This is a genomic window from Massilia sp. P2_C2 (assembly GCF_056404615.1).
Map to the genome: position 1 here is coordinate 1 of NZ_JBFUDR010000180.1, position 12669 is coordinate 12669.

General features: G+C 64.2%; 9 protein-coding genes and 1 other RNA gene. 8 read left to right on the plus strand and 2 right to left on the minus strand.

Annotated features, from left to right (window positions below; translation table 11 throughout):
* Window positions 1–234: 234 nt before the first annotated feature.
* Entirely contained in the window at window positions 235–3111 is a 2877-nt protein-coding gene (locus AC1DYX_RS19540; protein ID WP_477261832.1) for a M16 family metallopeptidase, read from the minus strand.
* A 246-nt stretch (window positions 3112–3357) separates the two neighbouring features.
* On the opposite strand from AC1DYX_RS19540, the gene ribBA reads away from it, so the two are divergent.
* From ribBA to AC1DYX_RS19560, 4 genes are all read left to right on the plus strand, one after another.
* Entirely contained in the window at window positions 3358–4473 is a 1116-nt protein-coding gene (ribBA, locus tag AC1DYX_RS19545; protein ID WP_477261834.1) for a bifunctional 3,4-dihydroxy-2-butanone-4-phosphate synthase/GTP cyclohydrolase II, read from the plus strand.
* A 61-nt stretch (window positions 4474–4534) separates the two neighbouring features.
* The gene (gene ribH / locus AC1DYX_RS19550) at window positions 4535–5014 is read left to right on the plus strand and encodes a 6,7-dimethyl-8-ribityllumazine synthase (protein ID WP_477261836.1); all 480 of its coding nucleotides are present in this window, start codon (window positions 4535–4537) and stop codon (window positions 5012–5014) included.
* Between the two features lie 18 nt (window positions 5015–5032).
* Entirely contained in the window at window positions 5033–5503 is a 471-nt protein-coding gene (gene nusB, locus AC1DYX_RS19555) for a transcription antitermination factor NusB (protein WP_477261838.1), read from the plus strand.
* Window positions 5504–5707: 204 nt separating this feature from the next.
* Window positions 5708–7852 (plus strand): glycoside hydrolase family 5 protein, encoded by a 2145-nt coding sequence (locus AC1DYX_RS19560; RefSeq protein WP_477261840.1) that lies wholly within the window; start codon window positions 5708–5710, stop codon window positions 7850–7852.
* A 296-nt stretch (window positions 7853–8148) separates the two neighbouring features.
* On the opposite strand, the gene AC1DYX_RS19565 is transcribed toward AC1DYX_RS19560, so the two are convergent.
* Window positions 8149–9024 (minus strand): transglycosylase SLT domain-containing protein, encoded by an 876-nt coding sequence (locus AC1DYX_RS19565; protein ID WP_477261846.1) that lies wholly within the window; start codon window positions 9022–9024, stop codon window positions 8149–8151.
* A gap of 36 nt (window positions 9025–9060) precedes the next feature.
* On the opposite strand from AC1DYX_RS19565, the gene AC1DYX_RS19570 reads away from it, so the two are divergent.
* The 4 genes from AC1DYX_RS19570 to dnaX all read left to right on the plus strand — a co-directional run.
* Complete coding sequence (locus tag AC1DYX_RS19570) at window positions 9061–9240, plus strand: hypothetical protein (protein WP_477261848.1); 180 nt, start codon at window positions 9061–9063, stop codon at window positions 9238–9240.
* A 297-nt stretch (window positions 9241–9537) separates the two neighbouring features.
* The gene (gene ubiD, locus AC1DYX_RS19575) at window positions 9538–11037 is read left to right on the plus strand and encodes a 4-hydroxy-3-polyprenylbenzoate decarboxylase (RefSeq protein WP_477261842.1); all 1500 of its coding nucleotides are present in this window, start codon (window positions 9538–9540) and stop codon (window positions 11035–11037) included.
* Window positions 11038–11173: 136 nt separating this feature from the next.
* An RNA gene (ffs, locus tag AC1DYX_RS19580) (signal recognition particle sRNA small type) lies at window positions 11174–11272 on the plus strand.
* 96 nt (window positions 11273–11368) lie between these two features.
* Window positions 11369–12669 (plus strand): DNA polymerase III subunit gamma/tau (dnaX, locus tag AC1DYX_RS19585; RefSeq protein WP_477261844.1); only part of this gene is annotated, 1301 nt, incomplete at its 3' end.

Genomic DNA, 12669 nt, shown 5'->3' on the forward strand with positions numbered 1-12669 from the left:
GTGTTGGCTATCTCGCCGTAGAAACGTGGATCGCCACCGGCACTGTCCGCAATCGAGACAGCGATCGTCGCCTTATGGACATCCAGGCCTACATATTTGCTAAACTCGTTCATGACCTACCTCCTCAATTGCGGCTCTGCGCCGAAAGGTTCACCAACCCTCAGCGTAACCCGCGTCCGTTGAGGTTGGTAGGTCAATACATTCTGTCTACGACAATGTGCATCAGCAAGGCGTTCAACCCTGTTTGACGGGCTTCCCGTCGGCTTCGTTCGTGGCCTGCGCCGCTGCCTTGGCTTCCGGATTCAACACCACCTGCACATAATTGTCCGTGTTGAGGAACCGCTGCGCCGCCCGCTTCACGTCGGCCACGGTGAGGTTCTGCACCTCCTTGTCGAACGTGAGGATGGTGCCCGGGTCGGTGCCCTCCGTCAGCGACGTCTGCAGCGCGGCCAGCCAGTACGTGTTTTCCTGCAGCGACTTGCGGTACGTCTGCAGCCAGTTCGTCTTGACCTTGTCCAGGTCGGCCTGCGACGGGCCCTCGGTGCGCATGCGCTCGATCTCGGCGAACGTGGCCGCCAGCACCTTGTCGACGTTGTCCGGACCGGTCGGCAACTGCACGGCGATCGTGTAATGGCTGTACGGGATGCGCGTCATCGAACCTTCCATGCCGCCGCCGTAGATCAGGCCCAGCTTTTCGCGCAGCAAGTCGATGATGCGGATGTTCATCACTTCCGTGAGCGCGGACAGGCGCAGCTCTTCCAGTTCCGTGACGTCGGTCGGGCCCGTGAACGTCAGCGACACCGTGCTGCGGTCTTCCGAGCCGCTCTTCACCTCGCGCTTGACGACGCCCGTCACGGGGCGGATGCCGAGGTCGCGGTACGCGGTCGGGATGTCCGGCGTCGGCAGGCTGGCGAGGTATGTGGTCAGCAGGGGCTTGATGGCGGCCACGTCGAAGCTGCCGACGAAGATGAACGTCAGGCCCTTGGCGCTGGAAAAGCGCTGGCGGTAGATGTYGATGGCGCGGTCGAGGTCGATGCGCGGGATGTCTTCGGGGCGCAGGGCGCGCGGTGCGCGCGGGTTGTTGTTGTACAGCGTGGTCAGCACGGTGTCGCCGAACAGGGCGCCCGGCTGCGACAGGCGGTTGCGCGCCATTTCCATCTGCTTGCCGATGAAGGACTTGTACAGGTCCTCGTCGCGGCGCACGCCCGCGAACTTCAGCCACACCATCTGCAGCATCGTCTCGATGTCGGTGGCGCCGGCCATGCCCGCGACGACGTCCGTGTTGTTGCCCAGGCCGGCGCTCACGGAGGCCGCCTTGCCGGCCAGGATCTTGCGCATGTCGAGCGGCGAGAAATCCTTCAGGCCCATCGCGGCGACGATCGTGTCGGCATAGCGGGCATTGAACACGTCCTTGTCGTCGAACAGGCTCTGGCCGCCGAAGCGGGCCGCGCTCATCAGCACCTGGTCGTTGCGGAACGTGGTCGGCTTGAGGATCACCTTGACGCCGTTCGACAGGGTCAGGCGCGTCAGGCCGAGGTGTTCGTCGCGGCTTTCGTCGACGATGCTGCCGGGCGCGGGCGGCTGGTCCATCAGGTGCGCCGCCACGGCCTTTTCGTCGTGTGCGCGTACGTCACGCTTCTCGGCGCTGGCGACGGCCGCCAGCAACTGGTCGCCGGTCGGGATCGGGGCGTCGCCTTCCGTCTTCGTGGAGCCCGTGTAGATCACCAGCTTGCCGGAATCGGCCGGGATCGTGTTCGCCGCATACGCGTTGATTTCGCCCAGCGAGATGCCGGGCACGAGTTCTTTCACGTAGCGGTATTCCGCGTCGATGCCGGGGATCGATTCGCCTTCGAGGAAGTTACGCATCAGCTCGGCGGCGTGGACGGCCGAATCGGTCTTGTCGCGCTCGTTCCAGGCGCGCTCGTAGGTGCGCATCATCGTCTTCTTAATGCGCTCCAGTTCGGCCGTCGTGAAGCCGAAGCGGCGCGCGCGCTCGTTTTCCTGCACCAGCGCGTCGATGGCGACGGTGGCGCCGTTCATGCCCAGCGCCGCCATGGCATTGTACGAACGGTAGCGTGGCGTCAGGCGGGAGAGGGCGCTGCTGGCGCCGATGAACGGCGGGGAGGGCAGTTGCGACAATTCCTGCAGGCGCTGGTTCAGCATGCCGGCGAACAGGGCTTCGACCAGTTGCTCGCGGTAGCCGCGCAACGTGGCACGCTCGTGGAACGGCTTCAGGGGATAGCGGATCAGGATCGATGCCGGGCCCGCTTCTTTGTCGGTGACGACGAGCGCCTCGTTGTCGGTGCGGGCCGGGATTTGCGCGTAGCTGCGCGGGCGTTCGTGGACGGGGTTTTTCAGGCCCGCGAAATGGCGGCGAATCAATTGCTCGGCCTTGTCGGGAGCGATGTCGCCGACGGCCACGACGGCCATCAGGTCGGGCCGGTACCAGTCGCGGTAGAAGCGGCGCAGCGCCTCCGGCCTGAAGCTGCGGATGACGTCTTCCTGGCCGATCGGCAGGCGGTCGGCGTAGCGCGAGCCGTTGTAGATCTTCGGCATCAGCACTTTCTGCATGCGGTCGCCCGCGCCCTTGCCGAGGCGCGCTTCCTCGAGGACGATGTCGCGCTCCTTGTCGATGTCGGCATCGGTCAGCGTGAGGCCGTGGGCCCAGTCTTCCAGCACGAGAAAGGCCTTGTCGAGGTCGTCCTTGCGGTCGGACGGGACAGGCAGGATGTAGACGGTCTCGTCGAACGACGTGTAGGCATTCAGGTCGGCACCGAATTTCACGCCGATCGATTGCAGGTAGGACACCAGCTCATGCTTCTTGAAGTGGCGCGAGCCGTTGAAGGCCATGTGTTCCGTGAAGTGGGCCAGGCCCTGCTGGTCGCCGTCCTCGAGGATGGAGCCGGTCTTCACGACGAGGCGCAGTTCCAGCTTGTGTTCGGGCATCCGGTTGCGCTGGATGTAATAGGTCAGGCCGTTGTCGAGCTTGCCGACCTTGACCTGCGCCCCGACCGGGAGCGGATCGTCGAGCTTCAAGGGTGCGCCCGGCGCCAGCCCCTGCACGAGCAGGGCGGCGACGAGGAACGGGATGCGGGCGATACGGATGAGCATGCGACGACGTCCTCTGCACAGAAAAAACCATTCTACCTTGCCCGACGGAGGGCATTCTTGTAAATCGGCATGATGTAACGCAGGGCCGACACACCGACTCGTTGTCATTATGCAACGAAACGACGCGACGGGAGTGGTAGCGGAACTCTAGAGGCACCTTGCGGTCGGCGGGGATACGGCCGAGGACTGGCAAATCCATTAAAATAGCGGATTTCCGCATCAGCCGGTCCGTATCGAGGAATTCATATGTCCATCTCCACCACCCAGGAAATCGTTGACGAACTGCGCGCCGGGCGCATGGTCATTTTGGTCGACGAGGAAGACCGCGAGAACGAAGGCGACCTGGTGCTTGCCGCCGAGCACGTCACGCCCGAGGCGATCAACTTCATGATCCGCCACGCGCGCGGCCTCGTCTGCCTGACGCTGTCCGAAGAGATTTGCGACCGCCTCGAACTGCCGATGATGACGACCCGTAACGGCACGTCGTTCGGCACCAACTTCACCGTGTCGATCGAGGCGGCCGAAGGCGTCACGACGGGCATTTCCGCGGCCGACCGCGCCCGTACCATCCAGGTGGCGGTGGCGAAGGACGCGAAGCCGGAAGACCTCGTACAGCCGGGCCATATCTTCCCGCTGCGTGCCGTCAAGGGCGGCGTGCTGATGCGCGCGGGCCATACGGAAGCCGGTTGCGACCTGACCGAAATGGCGGGCCTGACCCCGGCGTCCGTCATCTGCGAGATCATCAAGGAAGACGGCACGATGGCGCGCCTGCCGGACCTGCTGGAATTCGCCAGGGAACACAATCTCAAGATCGGCACCATCGCCGACCTGATCCACTACCGCAGCCAGAACGAGACCCTGGTCGAGCGCGTGGCGGAGCGCCTGCTTCCCACCATGCACGGCGAGTTCACGCTGGTCGCCTTCCGCGACAAGCCGAGCGGCTCGGCGCACCTGGCGCTCGTGCACGGCGCGCCGCAGGAAGACCGCGAGACGCTCGTGCGCGTGCACCAGCCCGTGTCCATCCTCGACCTGCTGGACAGCGCGTCGACGTCGCACTCGTGGAATCTCGCGGCCGCGATGCAGGCCGTGCAGCGGGCGGAAGCGGGCGTCATCGTGCTGCTCGACTGCGCCGAGACGGCCGACGAACTGTTCGCCCAGTTCCAGGACAAGCCGTCCCGCCCCGTCGGCCGCGCGGCCAACCTGGACCTGCGCACCTACGGCATCGGCGCGCAGATCCTGCGCCAGCTGGGCGTGCGCAAGATGAAGCTGCTGGCCAATCCGCGCAAGATGCCTTCGATGACCGGCTTCGACCTCGAAGTGACCGGCTACCTGGCCAAGCCCGGGTGCGAGGTGAGCTCGTAATGAGCAGGCGGAACGCGGTACCATTGACCCATTAATCAACAAGACAAGAGAAAGCATAGCCATGACGGTAGGAACTTTTGAAAGCAATCTGACAGGTGAGGGCCTGCGCATCGGTATCGTGCAGGCACGTTTCAATGCCGATGTCGGCCATGGCCTGCTGTCGGCATGCCTGGCGGAATTGAAGCACCTGGGCGTGGCCGACGAGGATATCCTGCACGTGACCGTCCCCGGCGCGCTGGAAATCCCGCTGGCCCTGCAAAAGATGGCCGAGACGCAGCAGTTCGACGCCCTGATCGCGCTGGGCGCCGTCATCCGCGGCGAGACCTACCATTTCGAGCTCGTGTCGAACGAATCGGGCGCCGGCATCACGCGCATCGGCCTGGATTACGGCATGCCGATCGCCAACGCGGTGCTGACGACCGAGACCGACGAGCAGGCCGAGGCCCGCATGGCCGAGAAGGGCACCGATGCCGCGCGCGTCGCGGTCGAGATGGCCAACCTGCTGCTCGGCCTGGAAGAGCTGCAGGCCGAAGAAGAATAAGTTTCACTGAGTAAAATCATGACTGACAAGAACACGCACGCCAACCCCAACAAGAACCGCACGCCGCGCCACCGCGCGCGCGAGTTCGCCCTGCAGGGGCTGTATCAATGGCTGCTGAACAATGAGCCAGCCACCACGGTCGTCGCGAACATCCGCGGCGCGCACGGCTTCGACAAGGCCGATGGCGAGTACTTCACGGAGCTGCTGCACGGCACGATCGCCCAGTCGGTCGAGCTGCGCGAGGTGATTGCCCCGACCGTCGACCGGCCGATCGCGGAACTGTCGCCGATCGAACACGCCGTGCTGCTGCTCGGCGCGTACGAGCTGAAGAACAAGATCGAGATCCCGTACCGCGTCGTCATCAACGAGGCCGTGGAACTGGCCAAGTCCTTCGGCGGCATCGATGGCCACAAGTATGTGAACGGCGTGCTCGACCGCTTGGCCGGCAAGTTGCGTCCGGATGAGGTTGGAGCAGACGCGCGCCGCTGAGACGCTGTCGTCGGCTGTACGCAGGCCGTCCCGGGAAACCGGGACGGCCTTTTTGTTTGCCCTGGCCCGATGCTACCCGATATGTGTAATTTGGAGTTCCGTGATTTTACATGCGCATTACGGGAAAACGGAATTGAACTCGAGGCCGCGCCTGCCAATGATGATCACTCGTCCAATAACAACCTTTTTTGGAGGTGGAGACGTATGAAAAAACATTTCGTTCTGGCTGCGCTGGCAGCCGCTGCCCTGCTTGCAGGTTGCGGGGGCAGTAGCACGGATACCGGAGGGCAAACGCCCCGGCTGCTGGCTGGCAAACCTGTGGCGGCCGGCGTCAGTGCCGTCAACTCGACCAACTCAGGCTTTACCGCGCTGTCCACGCTGCACGTGGGCCAGACGGCCTATTTCCAGGTGCTGGGAAGCAAACTGCCCAGCACGCTGGCGCTGGACGTGACCGATTGCGCCGGCATGACGACGCTCTCGATTACCACCACCGAGGCGCACTACCGGTGCACACCGGGCAGTACGGCCGGCATGAAGCCCATCACGGTCAGGGACAAGACGGGCGGCGCGACGCTGTACACCGGCGCGGTGAACGTGCAGCCCACGAGCCAGCCGGCGTTGACGACGCCGTTCCCGATGCCCACCGTCGGCTTTAACCTGGGCAATTCATTGGAAGCCATCTGGGGCTATTCGATCCCGGGCCAGGCCGTCTATACGTCCGCCGCCAACGCCGGCTTCAATGCCGTGCGCATCCCGTGCGCGTGGATGTCGAACGCCGATGCCTCCGGTAATATCGATCCCGTCTACATGGCCAAGGTCAAGCAGGCCGTCGACTACAGCATCGCGGCCGGCATGTACGCCGTCCTCAACGTGCACTGGGACGGCGGCTGGTTCGACAGCAACATCGGCAACACGGTCGACCCGACCCTCGACGCGAAGTACCGCAAGATCTGGTCGCAGATCGCCACCGCGTTTGCCGGCTATGACAACCACCTGACGTTCGCGGCCGCGAATGAGCCGGTCATCGACACGCCCACGAAGATGACGACGCTCATGTCGTACTACCAGAGCTTCGTCAACACGGTGCGCGCCGCCGGCGGCAACAACACCAATCGCTGGCTCGTGCTGCCGATCCAGGGGGATGCGTCGTGGGTCACCGCGTTGCCGTCCGACTCGACCCCGGGTCGCCTGGGCGTCGAATTCCACAACTACACGCCGTCGCTGTTCACGATCATCCATACGGACCAGTCGTGGGGCAACGCGATCTACTTCTGGGGCCCGTCCTACCACTATTCGGGCAATCCCAGCCGCAACGCCACGTGGGGCGAAGAGGGTTACCTCGATGCGTTCCACCAGCAGTTGAAGGACCAGTTCGTCAGCAAGGGCGTGCCCGTGATGATCGGCGAAATGCAGGCCGCGCCAACGCCTGGCCTGACGAGCGCCAACCAGACCTGGAACAACGCGTCCCGGCTCTACTGGAACAAGTACGTGAGCGAATCCGCCCGCGCGCATGGCTTGAGCACGTTCTACTGGAGCACGCCGAACGCCCCGTTCGCGTATGACACCGGCGCCATCACCGATCCGGCCCTGGTCACTGCCCTGACCGGCGGCGTCGCACCGCCGCCGCCGAATGGCGCGCCGTACGCGGTCACGGGCGTCACCGCGACGGCCGGCACCGGCCAGGTCACCGTGTCGTGGAACGCCGTCAGCGGCGCCACCAGCTACCAGCTGTACCGCACGGCGAATTCCGGCAACGAATCCACGACGCCGTCCGTCACCGGTATCACTGGCACCACGTTCACTGACACGGGCCTGAATCCCGGCACGACGTATTACTACCGTGTGGCGGCGGTGAACAGCTCGGGCGCGTCCGGCTACTCGACCGAGGCGAGCGCGACTACCCCCGGCACCAACCCGGATCCGACGAAGTTCCACTTCGAGACCGACAACCAGCTGTGGGCGCCCAGCGGGTCGCTGATCAGCGGCGTCGCGATCTCCACCGCCCAACACTATGCGGGGCAGCGCTCGCTGGCCGTGAACTTCAACGGCACGGCGGCGGGCACCTCGTCGGTGGCCGTGAACGGCGTGGTGGTGCCGTCCGGTGCGACGATCACCTTCCGCGTCTACATCCCGGCCGGCAGCCAGATCACGAAGATCGAGCCCTATCTCCAGGACTACAACTGGAACTGGGTCTCGAACCCGGTCACGAGCTTCACGCCGGGTGCGTGGAACACGATCACGCTGACGGTGCCGACGTCGTCGGTCACGCCGCTGAATTCCCTCGGCGTGAACTTCACGACGGGGGCGGCGTGGACGGGTACCGTCTACGTCGACGCGATCAACTGGTAAGCCGCTTCGACACGGGCGTACTAATCCGTTAGACAGCAGTGCAAGGCCGCGTGCGACCGCGGCCTTTTTCATTGTGCGTGCGGAATTCATGCTGCGGTAATAGGTAGGGTGGGCACCCCGTGCCCACGTGTAACGTCAACAAACCGCGTACGTCACGCGTGGGCGGAGGCCGCCCACCCTACGGGTTTGCCGGTAAACCGTGTCGACAGGGATGGATCAATTCGCCAGTGCGCAAAAAAAATGAAAGCCACCGCGGCTTGCGCCAACGGTGGCTTTCGACCAGGAAGGGGGCAGGCTCAGAGCCCGGCGACTGTTTCGCCGTTCTGGCCACTGCTGCCGTGTGCCGCCTCGGCGGAGGTAGTGTCCGGCTTGGGCTGCGTGCTGACGGTTTTCAGCGTCGTGCTCGGGGCCGGGGACGGCGGGAAATAAATCGGAACGTTTTTACCGCTGGCAACCTGCTTCAGGCGCTTGTACTCCGTCAGCACCTTCGAGCCGTAGCCGGAATCGTCGTCGATGGCGCCCGCGCCGACATAGTTCTTCAGGCCCGCCTCGACGGAGCCCGTGCGGGTCACGTAATCCTTCAGGATCCGGGCACCGACACGGATGTTGGCGACCGGGTTCAGCGCGGCCTGCGAACCGCCCATGCCCTCGAATTTGTCGCTGTGGACCTTGGACATCACCTGCATCAGGCCCTGCGCGCCCATCGGGCTTTCCGCGAACGGATTCAGGCCTGATTCGATGGCCATCACGGCCAGGATCAGCAGCGGGTCCAGCTTGATATCGTGCGCCGTGCTGTAGGCGGTCGAGACAAGCATGTTGGCGGCGTCGCCGGCCACGCGGTAGCGGCGCGACAGCCAGTCCGTGACGTACTTCTGCTGGCGGGTAGGGCGGTTTGCCGCCGCCTTGGTGTCGGCATTCGCGACTTCGACCGCGGTTTCGGCATGCGCTGCCACCAGCTTGATCGACGCATTGCTGGCGACGACCGGTGCGGGCGCGCTCTGATGCGGGCTCAGGAAGTCCGACACCCGTTTCGCGAAATCGGGGCGGCTGTACAGCAGGGCAATCATTGCTACTGCGGATAGACCGAATACGGTCAAGGTATGTTGTGCGGTGGTAAGCACACCGCGTGCCGTTTTGGTCACGGAAGACCACGTGACTGGCTGGCTGGCCATCTGTTGGACGAGTCTTGCGCTCGCGCCGATGAATCGATGGATCATCGTCTCTCCTTTGTCGCGGAAAAAGCCATCCCGTCGCCGCGCAAAAGCGCAGCGGTCGAGCTACTCATGCCGTGCATCAGAAAACCGTCCGTCGCCGCTGCTGCGGTCGAGGAACGCCGTCATTGCTTGCTACAGCTGGGCCGCGCTGCGATGGAGGCGCCCAGTGGCTAAACAACTGTCTCGGGGTTGGTTGGGCAGACGCCCAGTGAAAACACTCCTTAAAATGTCGCTGGGGCCCCGACCCCGTGAAAGAATGAGACCGGCTAAAATCACGTGCTGGACGGGCCCGTCTCAATTTGTAGGCGGATTGTAGAAGCTCGTTTATATCAAGTCAATACTAGCACTTCCGTGTTTTATTACTTTTGGATCTAAGGTCCACCCTTGAGCTCATCAATTCTTTGGCAAATCAATCACTTGCCGGCGATTGTTGGCACCCCTCAAAAGATGTAAAAAAGAACCAAAAATTCGATGAACTACTCTGACCTACGGGATTTTATTGCTAAGTTGCAAGAAATTGGTGACTTCAAGCGCGTATCGGCGCCTATTTCACCGAATCTTGAAATGACGGAGGTGTGCGACCGTATCCTGCGCGCCGGCGGACCTGCGATGCTGTTCGAACAGCCGGTCGGCCCGGACGGCAAGCGCTATCCGATCCCCGTTCTGGCCAACCTGTTCGGCACGCCGCGCCGCGTGGCGCTGGGCATGGGTGCCGACGACGTGAGCGAACTGCGCCGCATCGGTCACGTGCTGGCCCGCCTGAAGGAACCGGAGCCGCCCAAGGGCTTCCGCGACATCATGGACCTCGGCTCGCTCGTCAAGGCCGTGTGGGACATGGCACCGAAGGAAGTGAAGGGCGCACCCTGCCAGGAAATCGTGTGGGAAGGCGGCGATGTCGACCTGGCCCGGCTGCCGATCCAGCACTGCTGGCCGGGCGACGTGGCGCCGCTGATCACCTGGGGCCTGGTGATCACGAAGGGGCCGAACAAGAAGCGCCAGAACCTGGGCATTTACCGCCAGCAGGTATTGGGACCGAACAAGGTCATCATGCGCTGGCTCGCGCACCGCGGCGGCGCCCTCGATTTCCGCGAGCACTGCATTGCCAACCCCGGCAAGCCGTATCCGGTCGCGGTGGCGCTCGGCGCCGACCCGGCCACGATCCTCGGCGCGGTGACGCCCGTGCCGGACACGCTGTCCGAATACCAGTTCGCCGGCCTCCTGCGCGGCCAGCGCACCGTGCTCACGAAGGCCATCGGCAGCGAGCTGCGGGTGCCGGCGTCGGCCGAGATCGTGCTGGAAGGTCATATCTATCCAGATGAAAGCCACCCGTCCGGTTTCGAGCACGCGCTCGAGGGACCGTATGGCGACCATACCGGCTATTATAACGAGCAGGACTGGTTCCCCGTGTTCACGATCGACCGCATCACGATGCGGCGCGACCCGATCTACCACTCGACCTACACGGGCAAGCCGCCCGACGAGCCGGCCGTGCTGGGCGTGGCGCTGAACGAAGTGTTCGTGCCTTTGCTGCAAAAACAGTTCACGGAGATCACGGATTTCTACCTGCCGCCCGAGGGCTGCAGCTACCGCATGGCCGTCGTACAAATCAAAAAGCAGTATGCGGGCCATGCGAAGCGCGTGATGTTCGGCGTGTGGAGCTTCCTGCGCCAGTTCATGTATACGAAATTCATCGTCGTCGTGGACGAGGACGTCGATGTGCGCGACTGGAAAGAAGTGATCTGGGCCATCACGACGCGCGTCGATCCGACCCGTGACACCGTGATGGTCGACAATACCCCGATCGACTATCTCGACTTCGCGTCGCCGATCAGCGGCCTGGGCAGCAAGATGGGCATCGATGCGACGAATAAATGGCCGGGCGAGACGAACAGGGAGTGGGGCACACCGATCACGATGACGCCGGAAGTGAAGGCCCGCGTGGACGGCATCTGGCAGCAGCTGGGATTGTGACGTCCGTTTGATGCAGCCGGATGCGTGCGCATTCTATATATAGGTGCGCGCGCCGCAACCGGCGCTTTATTTTGCGCGGGGCAACGCGGTGCAACGCGGTGTGCCGCCATCTCCACAAGCGGTTATAATGCGTGCTGGCGGGCCCCTGCGCATTGTGGCTCGGTTTACCTGGTCAGGTCGGGAACGAAGCAGCCAAAGCCGTTCACCGCAAGTGCCGCAGATCAGGCTCGCCTACTTACCTCAACAGCTGCCGCGGCAGCTGTTTTTGTTTGTCGCGCCGATGAGCGCCTAATGTTGCCGCTTCTATCCCGGTCTACGGTAAAATCGCGGTATGTCCTATCAAGTCCTCGCCCGCAAATACCGTCCCCGGAACTTCGAAACGCTGGTCGGCCAGGAGCACGTCGTCCGTGCCCTGACGCATGCGTTGCGCACGGGACGGCTGCATCACGCCTATCTGTTTACCGGCACGCGCGGGGTGGGCAAGACCACGCTGTCGCGCATCCTGGCCAAGTCGCTCAATTGCGTCGGGCCGGACGGGCAGGGCAGCATCACGGCCGAGCCGTGCGGCCAGTGCGAACCGTGCCGCGCGATCGACGCCGGCCGCTTCGTCGACTACGTCGAGATGGACGCCGCGTCGAACCGCGGCGTCGACGAGATGGCCCAGTTGCTGGAACAGGCGGTCTATGCGCCGAGCAATGCACGCTTCAAGGTCTACATGATCGACGAGGTGCACATGCTCACGAACCACGCCTTCAACGCCATGTTGAAGACGCTGGAAGAACCGCCCGAGCACGTGAAATTCATTCTCGCGACGACGGACCCGCAAAAGATCCCCGTGACCGTGCTGTCGCGCTGCCTGCAGTTCAACCTGAAGCAGATGCCGCCCGGCCATATCGTGGGCCACCTGGAAAACATCCTCGGCCAGGAAGGCGTGACGTTCGAACAGCCGGCGCTGCGCCTGCTCGCGCAGGGTGCGCATGGATCGATGCGCGATGCGCTGTCGCTGACCGACCAGGCCATCGCCTACGCGGCCGGCGCCGTCACGCTGGACGCCGTGCAGGGCATGCTGGGCGCGCTCGACCAGAGCTACCTGATCCGCCTGCTCGACGCCCTCGCGAACGAGGATGGCGCCGACCTGATGGCGGTGGCCGATGAAATGGCGAGCCGCAGCCTGTCGTACAACGGCGCCCTGCAGGATCTGGGCACGTTGCTGCACCGGATCGCGCTCGCGCAGACCGTGCCTGCCGCGCTGCCGGACGACCTCCCGGAACTGGCCGACATCCAGCGTCTCGCGACGCAATTCGATCCGCAGGAAGTGCAGCTGTATTACCAGATCGCCGTGCATGGCCGGAACGAGATCGGCCTCGCGCCGGACGAGTACGCGGGTTTCACGATGACCCTGCTGCGCATGCTGGCGTTCCGTCCGGGCCAGGGCGGATCCGGGCAGGTTGCCGCACCCGCGCCCGCCGCGTTGGCGCGCACGCTGCCGCAGGGCCAGCCGTCCCGTACGGCCGCCGCAGGAGCAACAGCAACGCAGGCCGCGCCGGCACCGGCCGCACGTCCGGCTACGCCGGGTGGCGCCGCCGCCGCCGCGATGCCTGCCGCCTCCGCACCACCCGCGCCGGCGCAGGG